A 20,549-nucleotide genomic window follows, 5' to 3' on the forward strand; every position below is an offset into this window, starting at 1 on the left:
ACCCGGCCACCGCCGCGTTCCGGGTCGCAGCGTGTCCGGTCATCCCTCGACTCCCCCGTCGGACGGGACCGGCTCGGACTGGCTCTTGCGGCGGGCCTTGGCGGAGGCCAGGGCGAGGCGGGCGTAGTGCGCCATCCGGAGGTGTTCGGCCCGGACAGGGTCGCCGCCTGCCTCATCGAGGAACTTCTGGAAGAACGCGGCGCGTGCCTTGGCGGTTCGGGCGGCGCGGTCGGGGGTGCGGGCCCACGACTCGTGGGCGGCAATCTGCCCGGCGAGGCGACGCTCAGCCGGGCTCGGGGATGACGTGGTGGGCATGGCCAGCGGACTCCCGTTTCGTGGGAACGTCCTCAGTCGGCTTGCCCGGGGCCGGTCGAGGCGGGAGACGGCGTGGTCCACGCCAGGCGGTGCGTTGTGCGTTCGACCTTAGTCGCCGTTGTGCTGCCGGGGGAAGGGGTTGCCCTTGCTGACGGCCAGTTCGTCGGTGCATCGGTAGGCAATCCGCTGGTCTGCGTTGCAGCACCGGCAGGTCACCCACTGTTCCCCGGCCGACTCGCACCGGCAGTCGGGCGGGTGTGGGGTGGACACGCTACGCAGCCACACCACGCGTCTGGGCAGGCCGTCACGCGGGACTCGGTCGGGCAGTAACGCGGCAGGCACGTGCGACAGCGAGAGTCGCAGGCGTTCCAGCCACAGCCATACGTCGTTGTCGACGACGTACACCCCGGCCACCTGCCGGTTCCCGACTGCGCACCACGCGGCCGCGAGTTGCCGCACGCATTCGCCGCCGTCGGCGTTGCTCCGGTGGGCGGTGATCCCGTCCAGTGCCTCCAGCGCGACCATGGAGGGCGGGGCAGGGCTCACAGGTCGCCCAGGTTGAGGCGGCGGGCTTCCTCGATGGCCCGGCGCTCCCGGTTGGCCCGGCCGTAGCGCTGCACCATGTCGAGGGAGGACCAGCCGTGCGAGGCCATCAGTCCGGTCTCGGAGCCGCCCCGGGCCATCCACCGGTCGGCGGAGGTGTGCCGCAGCATGTGTGGGTGCAGCCCGGCGATGCCCGCGGCGGCGGCTCGCTGCTCGAGGGCGTAGTAGAGCCCGGCGTAGGCCAGGCCCCGGCCGCGGTCGCCCAGCCACAGCGGCGGGGTGTCCGCGAGCCGGTGCTGGCGCCGCACCCGCAGGTACCGGTCCAGCGCTCGGGCCGCCTCCGGGCCAAACGCCACGGTCCGGCCGCGTCCGCCCTTGCCGCGGCGGACCACGATGGTTCGCTCGGACAGGTTCACGTCGCCGGTCTCGATGTTCACGCACTCGCTGGCCCGCATCCCGGTCTCCACCATCACCCGCACGATGGCTTCGTCGCGGCGGTGCCGCAGCGACTTGAGTCCGGCGCGTTCCTCGGCACTCGTGGCCTGGCAGGCCTTGACCAGGGCGCGGAGCTGGTCGTCGGTGAGGACCGGGACCACCGGCTGGTCGACCTTGGGCGGCTGCATCCGCAGGAACGGGTCGGCGTCAATCTCGCCTTCCTCGGCCAGCCAGCGGGAGAAGTGCCGCACGCCCATCATCCGGGTCTTGGCGGTGGAGGCGGAGCGCCCGGAGTCCAGCAGTTCGGTGGTCCACTTCTCCAGGCTGACCCGGTGCAGCGGGTCGACGTTGCCGGACTCGCACCAGGCCAGGAACGGGCGCACCCCGTCGGTGTAGGTCTTGATCGTGCCCGGGGTCTTGCGCTCGGCGCCCAAGTGAATCTCCCAGGACGGGAGCAGCGCGGTCAGGTCGGCGGGGGTGAGGGGTGTCGCGGTCACACCGGATATCTTAAGTAGAAGCGTTGTGCGAGGCAACTGGGCCGCTATACCTCAGTGTTTCCGCAGGTCAGAGCCTTTTTTCGAGTTCGGGCTACTTAAGGAACTTGGAGAAGTCCTTGGGCAGGTCGAGGTTCGAGGCCGCGGTCTCGTAGTCGATGCCGTCCGGGTTGCCGAACGGGTTGCCCGTCGACGTGGCCTTCTCCTTCTGTGCGGCCCGCTGCTGGGCCGCCTTCGCGGGGTTGCCGGAGACGCGCTTCTTCTTGCCCTTCTGCGCCTTCTGCTTCACCTTGCCGCGACCGGCCCCGGGCAGCCCCGGCATGCCGGGCATCCCGGGTACGCCGCCGCCCTTGGCCATCTGCTGCATCATCTTGCGGGCCTCGAAGAACCGGTCGACGAGCTGGTTGACGTCGGAGACCTGGGTGCCGGAGCCCTTGGAGATGCGCAGCCGCCGCGACCCGTCGATGAGCTTCGGGTTCTCACGCTCGGCCGGCGTCATCGACTGGATGATCGCCTGGATCCGGTCGATCTCGCGCTCGTCGAAGTTGTCGAGCTGCTCACGGAACTGGCCCATCCCGGGCAGCATCCCCATGATCTTCGACATCGAGCCGAGCTTGCGGATCTGCTGCATCTGCTGCAGGAAGTCGTCGAGGGTGAAGTCGCCGGTGCTGGTGAGCTTCTCGGCGGCCTTGAGCGCCTGCTCCTGGTCGAAGGCCTTCTCGGCCTGCTCGATCAGGGTGAGCATGTCGCCCATGTCGAGGATGCGCGAGGCCATCCGGTCGGGGTGGAACAGGTCGAAGTCGGTCATCTTCTCGCCGGCCGAGGCGAACATGACCGGCTTGCCGGTGATCGAGGCGACCGACAGCGCGGCACCACCGCGGGCGTCGCCGTCGAGCTTGGTGAGGACGACGCCGTCGTACCCCACGCCCTCCTGGAAGGCGAGCGCGGTGTTGACCGCGTCCTGGCCGATCATCGCGTCGACCACGAACAGCACCTCGTCGGGCTGGGTGGCGTCGCGGATGTCGGCGGCCTGCTTCATCATCTCGGCGTCGATGCCGAGGCGGCCGGCGGTGTCGATGATGACGACGTCGTGGAGGGTGCGCTTGGCCTCCTCGACCGACGCCTTGGCCACCGCGACCGGGTCACCGACGCCGTTGCCCGGCTCCGGCGCGAAGACGGGTACGCCGACCCGCTCGCCGTTGACCTGGAGCTGGTTGACGGCGTTGGGCCGCTGGAGGTCGGCCGCCACCAGCAACGGTGACTTGTCCTGCTCCTTGAGCCAGAAGGCCAGCTTCGCGGCCAGCGTCGTCTTGCCGGAGCCCTGGAGGCCGGCGAGCATGATCACGGTCGGGCCGGACTTGGCGTAGCGCAGCCGCCGGGTCTCGCCCCCGAGGATCTCGACGAGCTCCTCGTTGACGATCTTGACGATCTGCTGGGCGGGGTTCAGCGCCTGGCTGACCTCCTCGCCGCGGGCCCGCTCCTTGACCGCGCCCACGAACTCCTTGACCACGGGCAGCGCGACGTCGGCCTCGAGCAGGGCGATGCGGATCTCGCGGGCGGTGGCGTCGATGTCCGCCTCGGAGAGCCGGCCCTTGCCTCGGAGGTTCTTGAAGGTGTCCGCGAGGCGGTCGGAGAGTGTTGCAAACAAGAGTGCGTCCTGGGTTCGGTCGACGGGGACGGTCGAGGGTCAAGGGTAACCGGGCGACCCGCCCGGTGCGGACTCGACGGCCCATCCGACCCACCGTACGGCGGTCGCCGGAGGCCCCGGTACGGCGGGAGGCCGCGCCACCGGGGCTGGCGGCGCGGCCTCCGTGCGTGCTGCGGGTGGGTCAGCTCACGGCGTCGAGCGCGTCGACGACGCCTTCGCCGTAGTAGCTGTTGTCCGCCGCGGACCCGACGCAGGCCGGGCCGTTGCTGCCCCCGGTCGGGTGCGGCTCGGCCGGCGAGCAGGCCCGGTCGTCGGCCTGGCCACGCAGCTTCTCCAGCATCTGCGCCGGCGTCCAGGTCGGGTGCACCGACTTCATCAGCGCGAGCACACCGGCGACGTGCGGCGAGGCCATCGACGTGCCGCTCTTCAGCCCGTAGCCGTTGCCGGCCACGATCGTGGACAGGATCGACCGGCCCGGGGCCGCGACGTCGATGATCCCGAGACCTCGGTTGGAGAAGTAGGCCAGCGAACCGGTCTTCGTCACCGCGGACACGGTCACGACGCCGGGAAGCTCGGTCGGGATGTCGTGGCACCCGCTGTTGATGGTGCGGGTGACGGCCTTGCTGTCGTCCGGGCTCGAGGTGTCGGTCGTGTTGTTGCTCAGGTCGGTGGTGGCGTTGCCGGCCGCCGCGGCGTGCACGACACCCCGGTCGGTCGACCACGCGACCGCGCGGCGCACGGCCTCCTTGGCGGCGTACTGGTCGGACTGGTCCTCGCAGTAGTACATGAAGGGGTCGACGTAGTAGCTGTTGTTCGTCACGTCCATGTGGTGCAGGCCGGCCCAGATGAAGCCGCAGACGGCGTACTCCGGGTAGATGAAGCCGCCGTCGTTGACGACCTTCACCGAAGCCATCCGCACGTTCGGCGCGACGCCGACGATGCCGGTGCCGTTGCGGGCCGCGGCAATGGTGCCGGCGACGTGCGTGCCGTGGTCACTCGTGGTGGGGTACCAGCCGGTGGCCGAGGTGTCCGGACGCCCGGCGTCGGTGCAGTTCACCGAGTCCGCGACGTCGATGTTCGGCGCCAGGTCCGGGTGGTCGGGGTCGATGCCCGAGTCGAGCACGCCGACGAGCACGTTGCGGCTGCCGTCGGTGATCTGGTGCGCCCGGTCCGCCTTGATCATCTGCATGTCCCACTGCTCCGCCTCGCGCGGGTCCGTGGTGGTCGCGGTGGTCTGCTCGCCGCCGACGTCGCCGTTGAAGTCCTTCCTGGCGTCCTTCTGGTAGTCCGACGAGCCCGGGCCCCACGGCGACTGGACACCCTCGGGGGTGCCCTCGACCACGGGGACGGTGCGGGTGGCGCCGACGGACTCGAGCGCGTTGCCGGCGGCGGCGCGCACGTCGTCGCGGAACGTCGAGACCTGGGCATGGGCGACGACCACGCCGATCTGCGGCCAGGACTGGACGACGACGCCGCCCGCGTCCGTGACGGCCCGCTCGAGCAGCCGGGTCTGGCCGGGGGTGGCCTGGTGGGCGTTGAGCAGGTAGCTCGAGACGACACCGTCGGGCGTGGCGATCGGGACGGGCGTGGAGGTGGGCTCGTCGGCCGGGGCCGCGGTGGCGTTCCCGAGGCCGGTGAGCAGGGCGGTCGCGACGGCGACGCCAGTGGCGACGGACGCGACGGTACGACGCCGGGTGAGGCGTGGGGACATGGGTGGTCCTTTCCGAGAGTGACTCCGAGAAAACGCGCCCCCGTCAGAGGGGGCGCCTCGGTCATCCTGTCTGCTACTCGCCGGTAAGGGACCACCCCGAGGCAGGTATTTCTCCGTCAGCCCGACGATCGGCCCGACGATCAGCCGGACGACTCGACGGTCGCCAGCAATGCATCCCGGACGGCGTGGGCCGCCTCGGCCGCCCGCCGCTCCCCCAACGCCCCGGCGTCTGCCTCCTGGACGTAGAACACGTCGACGGCCTGCGGTCCGAGCGTGGACACGTGGGCGGAACGGACCGAGATCTCGAGGTCGGCCAGCGCGGCGCAGACCAGGTGGACGACGCCGGGGCGGTCGTCCATGCGCACCTCCAGGACCGTCGCGGACCGCGAGGCCTCCGGGCGGACCGCGACGGTCGGCTCCAGCCGGGCCGCGGACGGGCGCGACAGACGTCCGCGGGCATCCACGCGTCCCTCGACGATCGCCTGGAGCCGTTGCCGCAGCACCGCCTCGTCGAGGTGCTGGTCACCGACCTCCCACACGGAGACGCCGATCCCGTCCTGGGTCCAGGCCCGGGCCGCGCGCACCGGCACCCGCTGCAGCGCCAGCATCGCCGCAGCGTCGGCGAGCAGGCCGACCCGGTCACCGGAGATCACGGTCACCCGGGCACCGTCGGGCGCCTCGTCGACGGACACCGCCACCGCCTTCGGGTCCTCGAGGACGGACACCGGCACCGGCACCTCCTGCTCGGTCTCCGTGCCGTCCGGCCCGGCGTCGGTGCCGAGCGCGACCCGACACCGAGCCGCCAGCTGGCGGACCAGCCCGGCCCGCCAGGAGGACCAGGCCTTCGTCGAAGCGGCCTTGGCGTCCGCCTCCGTGAGCGCGAGCAGCAGGTCGAGCACCTCGACCGAACCGAGCCGCGAGGCCACCGACTCCACGGTCGCCGGGTCCTCGGGGTCCCGGGTGGCCGCGACCTCCGACAGCAGCAGGTGGCGACGTACGAGCGTGCCGATGAGGTCGGTCTCGTGCGGCCCGAAGCCCATCCGGATGGCGATGTCGCGGGCGATCGGCTCCCCCGCCACGCTGTGCTCGGTGAGCTCGCCCTTGCCCACGTCGTGCAGCAGCGCCGCCACCATGAGTACGTCGGCGCGCGCGACGTGGCGGATCAGCGCGGACGCCTCGATGCAGGTCTCGACGACGTGCCGGTCCACGGTGAACCGGTGGATGGCCGAGGCGTGCGGCAGCATCCGGATGCGGTCCCACTCGGGCAGCAGCCGCTCCAGGCCGCCGGTCTCCTCCAGCGTCTCCCAGACCTCGAGCAGCCCGCGGCCGGCGGCCAGCAGGCGCACGAACAGCTGCCGGGCCTCGTCCGGCCACGGCTCCGGCAGCGGCGGGCACTCCCGTACCAGCCGGGCGCTGGTGGCCGGGGCCAGCACCGCGTCACGCTCGGCGGCCTCGGCCGCGGCACGGAGCAGCATCAGCGGGTCGGACTCCGGGCGGGCACTGCGTGTGAGCACGACCTCGCCGGAGGACAGCGCGATCCCGGGTGCAACCGGCGCGAGGTCGGGCCGACGGGGCCGGACCCCGGTCGGTCGGGCCAGCACCGCGTCGACGCGGCGCCAGGTGAGCCGGGAGATGTGCGTGATCCGTCGACCGAGCTCGCGCACGTGGACCTGGGCGGCCACGTCGTCGGCCAGGCCGAGTCCGTCGGCGAGCGGCGCCCAGGCCTCCGGCCCGATCCGGTCACTGGACCGCCCCGCGATCCCCTGCACCAGGTCGCGGACGTCGAGCAACGACCGCCGGGCCCGCTCGAGCTCGGTGTGCGGGGCGTCGACCAGCCAGGTCGCCACCAACGCCTTGAGCACGGTCGCGTCGCGCAGCCCACCCTGCGCCTCCTTGACGTCGGGCACCGAGGCGTGGGCGAGCTCACCCATCAGGTCGTGCCGCTGCCGCACCAGCGCCTTCAGCTCCGGCAGCCGGTGCCGGGCGTCGCGGCGCCACTCGGCGAGCATCGTGGTCCGCAGCCGGAGGGTCAGGCTGGGGTCGCCGGCGAGGTGGCGGGTGTCGAGCAGGCCGAGCGCGACCCGCAGGTCCTCGCGCGCGGCGGCCACGGTCTCGGTGAACGACCGGACCGCGTGGTCGAGGTTGGCGCCGGAGTCCCACAGCGGGTACCACACCTTCTCCGCCAGCGGACCGGGGTCGACCGCGTCGTCGTGGACCAGCACCACGTCGAGGTCGGAGTACGGCGCGAGCTCAGAGCGGCCGTACCCCCCGACGGCCACCAGCGCGGTGCCGGTGTCGGTGCCGCCGTGGTCGTCGTACGCGCCCGCGCACAGCGCGTCCGCCGCGGTGGCCCGAGCCTGGCGTTCGTGCGCCGTCACGACGAACCCCTCAGATCGCCGACTCGTCGCGCTCGCCGGTGCGCACCCGGACCACGGACTCCACGGGAGTCACCCAGACCTTGCCGTCGCCGATCCGCCCGGTCTGGGCGGAGCTGACGATCGTCGAGACTACGGTGTCCACGTCGGCGTCGTCGAGCGCGATCTCGAGGCGCACCTTGGGCACCAGCGCGATGTCGTACTCCGCGCCGCGGTAGACCTCGGTGTGCCCCTTCTGGCGGCCGTAGCCGCTGACCTCGCTGACCGTCATCCCGGTCACGCCGATCGTCTCCAGGGCGACCCGGACGTCCTCCCACTTGTGCGGCTTGACCACTGCGGTGACCAGCTTCATCGGCGTCCTCCTCGGGACCGGGCGGGAGCGTCCCGCCGTACGTCGTGTCTCATTGTCCGCCGCGCGGCCGCGGGACCGGCGGCGCCACCCGGGGCGGGCAGCAATCACCCCGCCGTCCGGGGACGGCGGGGTGGTCCTCCGGTGCCCGGCCCGGCGTGCGGGCCGGGCACCGGAGGGTGGTGGTCAGAGCGCCGCTTCGTCGCGGTCGCCGGTGCGGACGCGGACCACGGTCTCGACCGGGCTGACCCAGACCTTGCCGTCGCCGATCCGTCCGGTCTGCGCCGTCTTCACGACGATCCCGACGACGTCCTCGACGTCACCGTCGTCGATGACGATCTCGATCCGGATCTTGGGCACCAGCGCGATGTCGTACTCCGCGCCGCGGTAGACCTCGGTGTGGCCCTTCTGCCGGCCGTAGCCGCTGACCTCGCTGACCGTCATCCCGGTCACACCGAAGGTCTCGAGGGCCTCGCGGACGTCCTCCCACTTGTGCGGCTTGATGACCGCGGTGACCAGCTTCATGCGCTCGCCCCTTCCTTCTCGGTGGACGACTCGGTGGCCAGGACCGACGAGCCGCCGGTCAGGCCGCGGCGGGCACCGGTCGGGGTGCCGAGCTCGTACGCCGACTCGCCGTGCTCGGCGAAGTCGATGCCCTCGACCTCGGACTCCTCGTCGATGCGCCAGCCCATCGTGTACTTGATGGCCAGGCCGACGATCAGCGTGGCCACTCCGGACCAGAGCACCGCGTAGAGCGCCACCAGGACCTGGACGACGAGCTGCTTGACACCCTCGCCGTAGAGCAGGCCGGTGGTGGTCGACAGGAAGCCGATGCCGATGGTGCCGATGAGGCCGCCGACCAGGTGGACGCCGACGACGTCGAGCGAGTCGTCGTACCCGAAGCGGTACTTCAGGCCGACCGCCAGGGCGCAGAGGCCACCTGCGACCACGCCGAGCGCCATCGAGCCGAGCGGCGACAGCGAGCCGCAGGCCGGGGTGATCGCGACCAGGCCGGCCACCACACCGGACGCGGCACCGAGCGAGGTGCCCTTGCCGTCGCGGATCTTCTCGATGAGCAGCCAGCCGAGCATCGCGGCGCAGGTGGCCAGCGTGGTGTTGATCCAGACCAGGCCGGTCTCGGTGGTGTACTGCGCGAGCATCGCGTCCTCGTCGGCCGAGGTGAAGACGATCGAGCCGACGTTGAACCCGAACCAGCCGAACCACAGCAGGCCGGCGCCGATCATGGTGAGGGTCAGGTTGTGCGGCTTCATCGGCTCCTTGCCGAAGCCCCGGCGTACACCGATCAGGAGCGCCAGCACCAGGCCGGCGACACCGGCGTTGATGTGCACGACCGTGCCGCCGGCGTAGTCGATCGGCGGCACCAGGGCACCACCGTCACCGCTGAAGACGAGGTCGGCGAGCCCGTTCTGGACGCCGCTCAGGAAGCCACCGCCCCAGACCTGGTGGGCCAGCGGGAAGTAGGACAGCGTGACCCACAGCGGCAGGAAGACCAGCCACGAGGAGAACTTCACGCGATCCGCGATGGCGCCGCTGATCAGGGCCGCGGTGATCACCGCGAAGGTCAGCTGGAACGCCACGAAGACGTAGTTGGCGGGCAGGGTGTCCGAGAGTCCGAACTGGTCGAACGGGCTGGCGAAGAGCTTCGCGAACTCGAAGCCGGGGTTCTCGGCGTCGGCCGCGGCCCAGTCGAGCGAGCTGTAGGTCATGGACCAGCCCCACAGCGCGTAGACGATGCCGACCACGCCGAGCGCGCTGAACGACATCATCATCATGTTCAGAACCGACTTGGACCGGCTCATGCCGCCGTAGAACAGGGCCAGACCGGGCGCTGTCATCAACAGGACGAGCGAGGCCGACACCAGCATCCAGGTGTAGTAGCCGTCGTACACGGGACCTCCAGAAAGGCTTCACGGGGGCAGTGGACCCGCGCCGACGGCTCTGTCGAGGCGGCCCCCCACCCGATTGGTGAAACCCTCGCGGCCCGACATTTCGACGTCGGTGCCGCTTTGTTGCGCGCAGGCAACGAGTTCCCGGCTTGTGTTACTTCCGTGTGAACGGCGCGCTCAGCCGAGCAGCGCGTCGACGAACGCCTCGGGGTCGAACGGCGCCAGGTCGTCAGGACCCTCGCCGAGGCCGACCAGCTTGACGGGTACGCCGAGCTCCCGCTGCACGGCGACCACGATCCCGCCCTTGGCCGAGCCGTCCAGCTTGGTGAGCACGATGCCGGTCACGTCGACGACCTCGGAGAAGACGCGGGCCTGGATCATGCCGTTCTGGCCGGTGGTGGCGTCGAGCACGAGCAGCACCTCGGTCACCGGTGCCTGCTTCTCGATCACCCGCTTGACCTTGCCGAGCTCGTCCATGAGGCCGGCCTTGTTCTGCAGCCGGCCGGCGGTGTCGACCAGCACCACGTCGTACGAGCCGTCGACGCCCTGCTTGACCGCCTCGAAGGCGACGCTGGCCGGGTCGGAGCCCTCGGGCCCGCGGATCACGGGTACGCCGACGCGCTCGCCCCACGTGGCCAGCTGCTCGACGGCGGCGGCCCGGAAGGTGTCGGCGGCGCCGAGCACGGCGCGGCGGTCCTCGGCGACCAGGATGCGGCCGATCTTCCCGACGGTGGTGGTCTTGCCGGCGCCGTTGACGCCGACCACGAGCACCACGCCGGGCTTGCCGTCGTCGCCGCTGATCCCCAGCCGCCGGTCCATCGCCGGGTCGACCAGGCTGACCAGCTCCTCGCGGAGGACCTCACGCGGGGAGGCGGAGCCGCCGCCCTCGACCCGCAGCCGGGTGCGCAGCTTCTCGACCAGCTCCTGCGTCGGGGCGACGCCGACATCCGCGGTGAGCAGCGTGTCCTCGATGTCCTCCCACGTGTCCTCGTCGAGGCGGTCCCGCGACAGCAGGGCGAGCAGACCCTTGCCGAGCCCGCTCTGGGACCGGGAGAGCCGCTGGCGGAGGCGGACCAGCCGGCTCGCCGTACCCTCCGGCTTCTCGAGCACCGGCGGCGCCGGTGCCTCCTCGACCTCGACCGGCGCCTCCGGTGCCGCGACCGCCTCCGGCGGCGCCTCGGGCGCCTCGGTGGGCTCGGTAGGCGCGATGACGTCCGTCGTGCCGCGCTGCGGGGCGGTCTTGCGGCGCCGGCTGCCGACCAGCCCGACCACGACGGCCACGCCGACCAGCAGGATCGCGATGATCAGGAGGAGCCAGTCACCCAGGAAGTCCATGGGCCAATCCCACCACAGGGGTACGGCGCGCAAGAAATGGCCGCTCGGCGCACCGGACCTGGCCGATCGGCGCCCGCCATGTCACCCGGCCCGGCCCGCCGTCTCGGACGATTCGGTGGGTCAGCGACGGTTGTCGGCGAAGTCCTCGTCGAGGGTGGGGACCGCGTCGACTGCCCTGGTCATCGCCTCGCCCATCCACGGGGCACCGGGGACGTCCTCGCCGCGGTGCGGGTACGCGACGTACACGACGACGACGGCGGCGAGGAGCAGGATGACCAGCATCGTGAGCACGATGGCCAGCACGGGAATCACCTCGAGAAGTGCAGTGGGCGGCTACACCTTCGAGACTGCCAGATCCGGCGGCCGCTGCCAAAACGGGCCAGAATGCGTCCGGTAACAGGACGCCAGCGCCTCAGGAGCGCAGCAGCGGCTGGATCGCGGCCCGGACCTCGGCCGGCATCGGGGTGACCGGGCGGGCCGGGTCGGTGTTGTCGACGTACACGTGCACGAACCGGCCCTCGGCCGCGGCCTCGGCTCCGCTGCCCTCCGGGTCGCCCTGGAACAGCCCGACCCGGTAGACCACCGACGAGGTGCCGATCTTGTCGACCACGACGCCGAGGTCGACCGGCTCGGGGTAGCCGATCTCGGCGAAGTAGCGGCAGCCGACCTCGGCCACCACGCCGATCGCGGGGAGGTCCCGGACGTCGGTGCCGAGCGCCTCGGCGAGGTGGTTGTTGACCACGGTGTCGATGAGCTCGAAGTAGCGGGCGTTGTTCATGTGCCCGTAGACGTCGATGTCCGCCCAGCGGGTGGTGACCCGCTCCCAGTGGGGGTACTCGTCGCGGGTCGGGCGCGGTGCCGGCACTACGCCGGCTCCGCGTCGCGCAGCCGCTGCGAGATCACCGCGGAGACGCCGTCGCCGCGCATGGTCACGCCGTACAGCGCGTCGCCGACCTCCATGGTCCGCTTCTGGTGGGTGATCACGAGCAGCTGGGAGTTCTCGCGCAGCTCCTCGTAGATCTCCAGCAAGCGGCCCAGGTTGGTGTCGTCGAGCGCCGCCTCGACCTCGTCGAGGATGTAGAACGGCGACGGACGGGCCTTGAACAGCGCCACCAGGAACGCCACCGCGACCAGGGACCGCTCGCCACCGGAGAGCAGCGAGAGGCGCTTGACCTTCTTGCCCGGTGGGCGGGCCTCGACCTCGACGCCGGTCGACAGCATGTCGGAGGGGTCGGTGAGCACGAGCTTGCCCTCGCCGCCCGGGAACAGCCGCTTGAAGACGTGGTCGAAGGCGACCCGGACGTCCTCCCAGGCCTCGGTGAACACCTGCTCCACGCGGGCGTCGACCTCGCGCACGATGTCGAGCAGGTCGCGCCGGGTCTTCTTGAGGTCCTCGAGCTGCTCGGTGAGGAACTTGTGCCGCTCCTCCATCGCCGAGAACTCCTCGAGCGCGAGCGGGTTGACCTTGCCCAGCATGGTCAGGGCCCGCTCCGCGGCCCGCAGCCGCTTGACCTGCTCCTCGCGGACGTACGGCGTGGGCTCGGGCTCGTCGGCGCCCTCCTCGACCTCGCCGGTGAACGGCACCAGCGCGTCGGGGCCGTAGTCGGCGGCCAGCGCGTCGGGGTCGAGGCCGAGCTCCTCCAGCGCCCGCTCCTCGAGCTGCTCGATCCGCATGCGCTGCTGGGTGCGGGCCATCTCGTCGCGGTGGACCGAGTTGACCAGCTCGTCGTGCTCGCGCCCGAGGTCGCGCAGCCGCGTGCGTACGTCGAGCAGGTCGGCCTCGCGCCCGGACCGGGCCTGCTCGACGCGGCTACGGGCGGCGGCTGCCTGGCCGATGGAGGCCTCCAGCCGGCCCAGCACGATGCCGACGCCGACACCGACGGCCTCGGCGGCCCGGCCCTCGCGGAGCAGCCGCTCGCGGCGCTCGGCGGCACGGGCCCGAGCCTCGCGCTCCTGGCGGGCGGCCCGTAGCAGCGAGTCGGCACGACCGTGCAGCGCGCGAGCCCGCTCCTCGGCGGTGCGCAGCGCGAGGCGCGCGTCCATCTCACCCTGCCGGGCGGCGCGCGCGGCCTCGGTCAGCCGTTCGCGCTCGGTGGTGTCGGGCTCCTCGTCGGGGGCGTCCTCGGCGGTGGCCAGCCGGGACTCGAGCTCGGCGAGGCCGGCCAGGTCTCGCTCGTGCGCCTCCTCGGCGGTGGCGATCGCCTTCTCCAGCCGCTCGGCCTCGCCGCGGGCGGCCCGCCCCTGCGAGCCGTACTGGCCGAGCTCCTCGGCCACCGCGGCCAGCGTCGCGTCGGACTCGTGCAGCTTCGCGAGCGCGACGTCGACCCGCTTCTGGGCGTCGAGCCGCTCGGACTCCAGCCGCGAGGTCTCGAAGGTCAGCCGCTCCCCCTCGGCGGTGGCCTCGGCGAGCGACTCGGCGGCCTCGTCGACCGCCGCCTGCACCTCGATCAGCGACGGCTGCGCGGACGATCCTCCGGAGGCGAAGTGGGCACCGAGCAGGTCGCCCTCCCGGGTGACCGCGACGACGTCGGGGAAGTCGCCGACCAGCGACCGGGCGGCCGGCAGGTCGTCGACCACGGCGACCTTGAACAGCAGGCGGGTGAGCGCCGGGCGCACCGTGTCGGGCGCCTCCACCACGTCGACGGCGTACGTCGCGTGGCCGGGCAGCCCCGGCCAGTCGCCGTCGGCGGCGGGCGAGCCGCCGAGCAGCAGCCCGGCCCGGCCGAGGTCGTCGCCCTTGAGGTGCTCGATGGCGCCGAGCGCGGCCGCGGCGTCGGCGACGGCGACCGCGTCGGCCGCGGACCCGAGGGCCCCGGCGATCGCGGCCTCGTAGCCGGTGCGGACCGAGAGCAGCGCGGCCACCGAGCCGAGCAGGCCGGAGACCTGGTCGGAGGCGGCCAGCAGCGCTCCGGCGCCGTCCTTGCGGTTGAGGCCCATCTCGAGGGCTTCCTTGCGGGCGATCAGCGTGCTGCGCTGGCGGTCGGCCTGGGTGGCGGCCTCGCGGGCCTTGGCCAGGCGCTCCTCGAGGTCGGAGAGCACCGCGACCGCGGCCTCGTGCTCGGCGTCGAGTCCCTCCTCGCCGGCGTCGAGGCCGGCGACCCTGGTCTCGAGGGCGGTGAAGTCCCGCTGGGCACGCTCCAGCCGGGCCAGTGCGTCCTGGCGCGCCTGCCTGAGACGGCCCACCTCGTCGTCGGCCGCGGCGGCGCGGGACTTGAGCGCGTTGACCTGGCCGTGCAGCCGGGCCAGGCCCTCGCGGCGGTCGGCCGCCGCGCGCTGCAGCCCGGCCACGCGACGGTCCTCCTCGGCGGCGGCGTCCTCGGCACTCCTCCGGGCGGTGACCGCGTCGTCCATGGCGGTGCGCTGCGCCTCGACCTCGGCCGCGATCCGGGCCTCCTGCTCCCGGACCCGCTCGGCCTCGGCCTCCAGCTCCTCGGGGTCGCGGCCGCCACGGCCGCCGCTGTCCTCGGCGGTGCCGGCGGCGTTGCGGACCCGCTCGGCGGCCAGCGACTGGGTGCCACGCAGCCGCTCGCGCAGCCCGGAGAGGGCGAACCAGGTCTCCTGCGCCCTGGCCAGCGCGGGCAGGTCCTCGCGCAGGGCGGCCTCCAGCGACGCCTCCTGCTCGCGGGTGCGGGCGACCTCCGCCTCCACCTGCTCGCGGCGCTGGACCAGGATCGACTCGTCGGCCATCTCCTGCTCGAGCGAGGTGCGGGCGGTCACCAGGTCGTCGGCGAGCAGGCGGGCGCGGGCGTCGCGCACGTCGGCCTGCACGGTGGCAGCCTTGCGGGCCACCTCCGCCTGCCGGCCCAGCGGCTTGAGCTGCCGCCGGATCTCGGAGAGCAGGTCGCCCAGTCGGGTCAGGTTGCCCTCGGTGGAGTCCAGCTTGCGGAGCGCCTTCTCCTTGCGCTTGCGGTGCTTGAGGACACCGGCCGCCTCCTCGATGAAGCCGCGCCGGTCCTCGGGGGTCGCGTGCAGGATCGAGTCGAGCTGGCCCTGCCCGACGATCACGTGCATCTCGCGGCCGATGCCGGAGTCGGAGAGGAGCTCCTGGACGTCGAGCAGCCGGCAGGCGTTGCCGTTGATGGCGTACTCGGAGCCGCCGTTGCGGAACATCGTGCGGCTGATCGTCACCTCGGCGTACTCGATCGGGAGCGCGCCGTCGCTGTTGTCGATGGTCAGCTGGACCTCGGCCCGGCCCAGCGGCGGGCGGCCGGAGGTGCCGGCGAAGATGACGTCCTCCATCTTGCCGCCGCGCAGCGACTTGGCGCCCTGCTCGCCCATCACCCAGGCCAGCGCGTCGACCACGTTGGACTTGCCGGAGCCGTTGGGGCCGACGATGCAGGTGATGCCCGGCTCTAGCTGGAGCGTCGTCGAGGACGCGAAGGACTTGAACCCCTTGAGGGTCAGGCTCTTCAGGTACACGGGATGGGACTCCTCGGCGGCGGCGTCATCGGTGCTGGACGACGATTCTCGGTGAGCGCCGTGGGGAAGGTCAGCGCGGGTCAGGTTACACGGGGAGAGGACCCGGATCCGGCATCCTCGACAGGTGGCCGCGGGACGCGTCGTGACGGTCGGCGGCGCGCCCCGTCACCCGTCGTACGCCGTCTGGCTGGCGAGGACCTGCTCGTCGGCGTGCGCGATGTGCTCGAGCTCGCGCCAGATCAGCGCCAGGATCACCGCCGAGCCCATGAACGCGAACCAGAACGGCGCGGTCACGCCCCACGCGCTGGCGATCAGCCCGCCGAGGGCGTTGCCGACGACCAGCCCGCCGAAGACCCCCACCAGGTAGACACTGCCGACCCGCCCCTGGAACTCGGTCGGCACCGCACGCATCCGGACGGTTCGCGAGGTGGTGCCCCAGATGAACGCGTGCGCCCCGAACACGAACATGATCACGAGAGCGATGAGGAAGGAGGTGTTCACGGCGAGCGCGAGGTGGGTGAGGGTCTCGATGACCAGCCCGACCCGCATGATCCGGGCCAGGCTGAAGTGCCGCTCCAGCCAGTCGTAGGAGAGGGTCCCGAGCAGGCCGCCGACCGCGCCGACGCTGGTGAGCATGCCGAAGCCGATCTCGCCCATGCCGAGGATCCGGATGGAGTAGAGCACCAGCACCGACCAGGCGGCGCCGAACGTCACGTTGAACGTCACGATCGCGAGCGTGAGCGTGCGGACCGGGGCGTGTCCCCAGGTCCAGCGGAACCCCTCGCGGATGTCCTGGCGGATGTGGGTGGGCTCGGCCGGCGGTGGCAGCGGCGGGGTGACCATCCGGGACACCAGGAACGCGCCCAGGGCCACGCAGACCGCCTGGAGCACGAAGGGGTAGTACATCCCGAGCGCGAACAGCGCGGCACCGATCGGCGGGCCGACCATCTGGTTCGCGGTGATCATCCCGGCCATGATCCGGGCGTTGCCGATGCCGAGGTCGGCCTTCTCGACGACCATCGGCAGCAGCGTGCCGGTCGTGGTGTCCGCGAACACCTCTGCGACGCCGAGCAGGAACATGGTGGTCAGGACCAGACCGATGCTCACCGCGCCCGTGATGATGGTGAAGGCGAGCGCCGCCAGCACCACCGCGCGGGCACCGTCGACGACCACCACGAGGAGCCGGCGGTCGAGCCGGTCCGCGAGGGCGCCGGCCTGGAGGCCGAACAGCAGCCACGGGAGCCGCTGGAGCAGCACGGCCAGCGCGACGAGGAACGGGTCGTGGGTCTGGGAGGCGATCAGCAGCGGCCCGGACGCGAGGGCGAGCCCGTCCCCGATGTTGGTGGTCCACGACGAGGCCAGCAGCCACCGGAAGCTGCGCCCCATCCGCGCGGGCGCGATGGCTTCCATGACCCGATTCACAAGACGTGCACGCTACTTCCCCTCCCCCGGCTCCGCCACCACAGGCGACGGCGCGTCCCCGCCCTGTGCCGACGTCGGGACGCGCCGGGGCGGTATCCGCTGGGGACGCGCGACCATCCGCACGTGGACCCCGGGCCCACGTGCGTGCCAGTCACGCCGTCAGGCGGGTTGCATGTCCTCCATGGGTTCGAGGATCGCTGCCGCCTGCGCTGCGGTGAGCGTCTCGTTCTCCTCCTGGAGACGTACGACGAGTGCCTCGAGCTCTTCCACTCGACCCCGCAGTGCACGGTTGTCCGCCACGATCTTCTCGATCGTCACGCGTGCGTTGTTCCGCAGGTCGCTGTTCATGTAGCCGATCAGCGCCTTGGCCATCCAAAGCCTCCCGTGATGGGGAAATGAGGGGGTGTCCGGCTCCGACCGGACCGTCTACAAATGTCCCACCCGGGAGGCCGGCGGTCAATGCCGGCCCCCTCCGGCGGGACAGGTGGGGCTCAGGAGGCGCGCCGGCGGCGTGGCACCGGCTGGCAGACCGGGCAGAAGTACGACGACCGGTTCATGAAGGCGACCCGCCGGATCGGGGTGCCGCACCGTCGGCAGGGCTCGTCCTCGCGGCCGTACGCATTGAGTGACCGGTCGAAGTAGCCGCTCTCGCCGTTGACGTTGACGTAGAGCGCGTCGAAGCTCGTGCCGCCCTGGCCGAGCGCCTCGGCCATCACCTCGTGCGCCCGCCCGGCGATCTCCCGGACCTGGACCGCGCTCAGCCTCTCCCCGGGTCGGTCGCCGTGGACCTGCGCCCGCCACAGCGCCTCGTCGGCATAGATGTTGCCGACGCCGCTGACGAGGTTCTGGTCGAGCAGAAGCCGTTTGATGCCGGCGCTGCGGGTGCGGACCTTGCGGACGAACAGGTCGAGGTCGAACTCCGGGTCGAGCAGGTCCCGGGCGATGTGGGCGATCTCCGTGGGCAGCTCGGCGCCCGCCGGTGAGACCGAGAGGCCGCCGAACATGCGCTGGTCGACGAACCGCAGCTCCCGGTCCCGAGGAGGCGACGGGCGAGCCGTCTCGAAAGGCTTGCCGTCGTCAGGGTCGGTGAGCGTGAACCGGACCCGCAGGTGCCGTTCGTCGGGGGCTCCGGGCGGCTGGACCAGCATCTGCCCGCTCATGCCGAGGTGGCCGAGCAGGGCGTCGCCGTTGTCCAGCGGCAGCCAGAAGTACTTGCCCCGGCGGCAGGCCGCCTCGATCCGGCGGCCGGTGAGCGCGGCGACGAAGCCGGTCGGTCCGCCCGCGTCCCGGCGTACCGGTCGGGGGTGCAGGACCTCGACCGCGGCGATCGTCGAGCCGACCGCGTGCGTGTCCAGCCCGCGGCGGACCACCTCGACCTCGGGGAGCTCGGGCACCGGTCGGCCAGCCGTCGGTCAGTCGGAGACGGGGGCGGGCTCGGGCTCGGCGCCCGACGCGCCCTCGGCCGGATCCACGGGCGACGGGAGCACGTCGGCCTCCGCGGCCTCCGTGATCTCGAGGTACGCCGTCTCGGCGGCCTGCTGCTCGGCCTCCTTCTTGGAGCGACCGATGCCGTGGCCGTAGAGCCGGTCCGCGACGCGCACCTGGGCCGTGAACGACTTCATGTGGTCGGGGCCGGTGGCCTCGATGACGTACTCGGGGACGCCGAGGGAGTGCTCTGCGGAGAGCTCCTGCAGGGAGGTCTTCCAATCGAGGCCGGCGCCGAGGCGGGCAGCGGCCTCCATCAGCGGGTCGAAGAGGAGGTGGACGACCCGGCCGGCGGTCTCGAAGCCGGCGGAGATGTAGATCGCGCCGATCACCGCCTCGACGGTGTCGGAGAGGATCGACGCCTTGCCGCGACCGCCGGTGGACTCCTCGCCGCGGCCGAGCTTGACGTGCTCGCCGAGCCCGATGGTGCGGGCCACCTCGGCCAGCGCCCGGGCGTTGACGACCGCTGCGCGGAGCTTGGCCAGGCGCCCCTCCGACAGGTCCGGGTGGGCGCGGTAGAGGGTCTCGGTGACGACGACGCCGAGCACGGAGTCGCCGAGGAACTCGAGCCGCTCGTTGGTCGGCAGGCCGCCGTTCTCGTAGGCGAACGATCGGTGCGTGAGGGCGCGGTCGAGCAGCTCGGGGTCCAGGTCAGGATTCCCGAGCGCCGACCGCAGCTCGTCGTACGTGGTCAGGGGACCGGCGCTCAGAGAACCTGGCGACGGTCGGACTTGGCGCCGTACTGGCCGCACTCGCCGCACGCACGGTGCGGGAGGTGCTTGGCGCCGCAGGCGGGGTTGGCGCAGGTCACGAGGGACGGCGCGACGGCCTTCCACTGCGAGCGACGGTGACGCGTGTTGCTGCGCGACATCTTCCGCTTCGGGACTGCCACTGTTCTCTCCTCTTGGCTTCGGGTGATCGAGGTCGACCACCCGGTCAGTCGTGGGTGTTGCTGCCTTCGGCTGGCTCCTGCAGTGCCGCGAGACCGGCCCAGCGGGGGTCGATCGCCGCCTCGTGGTGGTGATCGGGATCGTCCTTCAGCCGGGCACCGCACTCGGTGCACAGCCCCGGACAGTCCTCCTCGCACAAGGGCTGGAACGGCAGTGCGAGCACCACCGCGTCACGCAGCACCGGTTCGAGGTCGACCAGGTCTCCCTCGAGCCGGCTGACATCGCTGTCCTCGTCGGCGTCCGGGTCGTGCCCGGAGTCGTCGTAGACGTACAGCTCCTGGAACCGGGCCTCGACCTCGTCGCGGATCGGTTCCAGGCACCGTGCGCACTCGCCGACCAGCTCCGCTCGCGCGGACCCGGTGACCAGCACGCCCTCCATGACCGCCTCCAGCCGCAGGTCGAGCTCGACCGGCGCACCGTCGGGGACACCGAGGACCTCGATGCCGAGATCTGCCGGTGCCGGAACGGACCGTGTCATCTCGCGCTGGGACCCCGGGCGGCGGCCGAGCTCGCGTGTATCGAGCACGAGCGGCGCTCTCGGGTCCAGGTGCGGGGTGTTCACGACTCCATGTCCGGGCACGACAGATCGGGGAAAGTCTACGCAGCCGGTCCCGCGACGGGCAAAACGGAGCCGCACGGGGCCCCGCTCAGCGGACGCCGGCTCATGCCTGGCCGTCCCGGCGACGCTCCGCCAGGCGGGTCGCGAGCCGCTCACGCACGAAGTCCGGGACCAGGCCCGAGACGTCGCCGCCGAACGTCGCGACCTCCTTGACCAGGCTGGAGGCCAGGAACGACCACTCCGGGCTGGTGGGCACGAACACGGTCTCGATGTCGGCCAGCGAGGAGTTCATCTGCGCCATCTGCAGCTCGTAGTCGAAGTCGCTGACCGCCCGGAGACCCTTCACGATCGCGTGCACGTCGCGGTCCTGGCAGAACGTCGTGAGCAGGCCGCTGAACCCGTCGACGGTGACGTTGGCGAAGCCCGCGCAGGCCTCGGTGAGCATCGCGATGCGTTCCTCGGCGGTGAACAGGCGGTTCTTCGACTTGTTCACGCCGACCGCGACGATCACCTCGTCGAAGAGCTGGGAGGCGCGCGACACGATGTCGAGGTGGCCGTTGGTGACCGGGTCGAACGAGCCGGGACAGACCGCTCTGCGCACG

The 20,549-nt window shown here is 72.0% G+C and carries 20 protein-coding genes; all 20 read right to left on the reverse strand.

The window, feature by feature from the left end:
* Positions 1–39: 39 nt before the first annotated feature.
* The 20 genes from EKO23_RS15260 to coaD all read right to left on the reverse strand — a co-directional run bounded on the left by EKO23_RS15260 (position 40) and on the right by coaD (position 20,548).
* Positions 40–315, reverse strand: coding sequence for a hypothetical protein (locus EKO23_RS15260; RefSeq protein WP_134718793.1), 276 nt, complete (start codon positions 313–315; stop codon positions 40–42).
* Positions 316–423: 108 nt separating this feature from the next.
* Positions 424–840, reverse strand: coding sequence for a hypothetical protein (locus EKO23_RS15265; RefSeq protein ID WP_134718795.1), 417 nt, complete (start codon positions 838–840; stop codon positions 424–426).
* Between the two features lie 17 nt (positions 841–857).
* Entirely contained in the window at positions 858–1,790 is a 933-nt protein-coding gene (locus EKO23_RS15270; protein ID WP_134718797.1) for a tyrosine-type recombinase/integrase, read from the reverse strand.
* Between the two features lie 91 nt (positions 1,791–1,881).
* Positions 1,882–3,435, reverse strand: coding sequence for a signal recognition particle protein (gene ffh, locus EKO23_RS15275; RefSeq protein ID WP_134718799.1), 1,554 nt, complete (start codon positions 3,433–3,435; stop codon positions 1,882–1,884).
* 181 nt (positions 3,436–3,616) lie between these two features.
* Entirely contained in the window at positions 3,617–5,146 is a 1,530-nt protein-coding gene (locus tag EKO23_RS15280) for a S8 family serine peptidase (RefSeq protein WP_134718801.1), read from the reverse strand.
* A gap of 140 nt (positions 5,147–5,286) precedes the next feature.
* Complete coding sequence (locus EKO23_RS15285) at positions 5,287–7,524, reverse strand: [protein-PII] uridylyltransferase (RefSeq protein ID WP_134718803.1); 2,238 nt, start codon at positions 7,522–7,524, stop codon at positions 5,287–5,289.
* A 10-nt stretch (positions 7,525–7,534) separates the two neighbouring features.
* Positions 7,535–7,873 carry a P-II family nitrogen regulator gene (locus EKO23_RS15290; RefSeq protein ID WP_134718805.1) on the reverse strand — a complete coding sequence of 113 codons (339 nt, stop codon included), beginning with the start codon at positions 7,871–7,873 and terminating at the stop codon, positions 7,535–7,537.
* Between the two features lie 183 nt (positions 7,874–8,056).
* Positions 8,057–8,395, reverse strand: a complete 339-nt coding sequence (locus EKO23_RS15295) for a P-II family nitrogen regulator (RefSeq protein WP_134718807.1) — start codon at positions 8,393–8,395, stop codon at positions 8,057–8,059.
* Positions 8,392–9,780 (reverse strand): ammonium transporter, encoded by a 1,389-nt coding sequence (locus EKO23_RS15300; protein ID WP_246051105.1) that lies wholly within the window; start codon positions 9,778–9,780, stop codon positions 8,392–8,394. Before EKO23_RS15300 ends, EKO23_RS15295 begins: the two co-directional genes overlap by 4 nt.
* A 174-nt stretch (positions 9,781–9,954) precedes the next feature.
* Positions 9,955–11,112 carry a signal recognition particle-docking protein FtsY gene (gene ftsY, locus EKO23_RS15305; RefSeq protein WP_134718809.1) on the reverse strand — a complete coding sequence of 386 codons (1,158 nt, stop codon included), beginning with the start codon at positions 11,110–11,112 and terminating at the stop codon, positions 9,955–9,957.
* A 120-nt stretch (positions 11,113–11,232) separates the two neighbouring features.
* Entirely contained in the window at positions 11,233–11,424 is a 192-nt protein-coding gene (locus tag EKO23_RS15310) for a hypothetical protein (protein WP_167880500.1), read from the reverse strand.
* A 100-nt stretch (positions 11,425–11,524) separates the two neighbouring features.
* Complete coding sequence (locus tag EKO23_RS15315; RefSeq protein WP_134718813.1) at positions 11,525–11,977, reverse strand: acyl-CoA thioesterase; 453 nt, start codon at positions 11,975–11,977, stop codon at positions 11,525–11,527.
* Complete coding sequence (gene smc, locus EKO23_RS15320; protein WP_134718815.1) at positions 11,977–15,531, reverse strand: chromosome segregation protein SMC; 3,555 nt, start codon at positions 15,529–15,531, stop codon at positions 11,977–11,979. Before smc ends, EKO23_RS15315 begins: the two co-directional genes overlap by 1 nt.
* 165 nt (positions 15,532–15,696) lie before the next feature.
* The gene (locus EKO23_RS15325) at positions 15,697–16,941 is read right to left on the reverse strand and encodes an MFS transporter (protein ID WP_134718817.1); all 1,245 of its coding nucleotides are present in this window, start codon (positions 16,939–16,941) and stop codon (positions 15,697–15,699) included.
* 171 nt (positions 16,942–17,112) lie between these two features.
* Entirely contained in the window at positions 17,113–17,325 is a 213-nt protein-coding gene (locus EKO23_RS15330; protein WP_134718819.1) for a hypothetical protein, read from the reverse strand.
* Between the two features lie 119 nt (positions 17,326–17,444).
* On the reverse strand, positions 17,445–18,347 hold the full coding sequence (mutM, locus tag EKO23_RS15335; RefSeq protein WP_134718821.1) for a bifunctional DNA-formamidopyrimidine glycosylase/DNA-(apurinic or apyrimidinic site) lyase: 903 nt from the start codon (positions 18,345–18,347) through the stop codon (positions 17,445–17,447).
* An 18-nt stretch (positions 18,348–18,365) separates the two neighbouring features.
* Complete coding sequence (gene rnc, locus EKO23_RS15340) at positions 18,366–19,190, reverse strand: ribonuclease III (protein WP_134718823.1); 825 nt, start codon at positions 19,188–19,190, stop codon at positions 18,366–18,368.
* Positions 19,145–19,330 carry a 50S ribosomal protein L32 gene (rpmF, locus tag EKO23_RS15345; RefSeq protein ID WP_134718825.1) on the reverse strand — a complete coding sequence of 62 codons (186 nt, stop codon included), beginning with the start codon at positions 19,328–19,330 and terminating at the stop codon, positions 19,145–19,147. The genes rnc and rpmF overlap by 46 nt, the downstream gene beginning before the upstream one ends.
* Before the next feature lie 44 nt (positions 19,331–19,374).
* Positions 19,375–19,866, reverse strand: coding sequence for a YceD family protein (locus EKO23_RS15350; protein ID WP_134718827.1), 492 nt, complete (start codon positions 19,864–19,866; stop codon positions 19,375–19,377).
* Positions 19,867–20,050: 184 nt separating this feature from the next.
* Complete coding sequence (gene coaD / locus EKO23_RS15355) at positions 20,051–20,548, reverse strand: pantetheine-phosphate adenylyltransferase (protein WP_134718829.1); 498 nt, start codon at positions 20,546–20,548, stop codon at positions 20,051–20,053.
* Between the last annotated feature and the right edge of the window lies 1 nt (position 20,549).

It is taken from the genome of Nocardioides guangzhouensis, from assembly GCF_004519545.1.
In the GTDB taxonomy this organism is placed as follows: Bacteria; Actinomycetota; Actinomycetes; order Propionibacteriales; family Nocardioidaceae; genus Nocardioides; species Nocardioides guangzhouensis.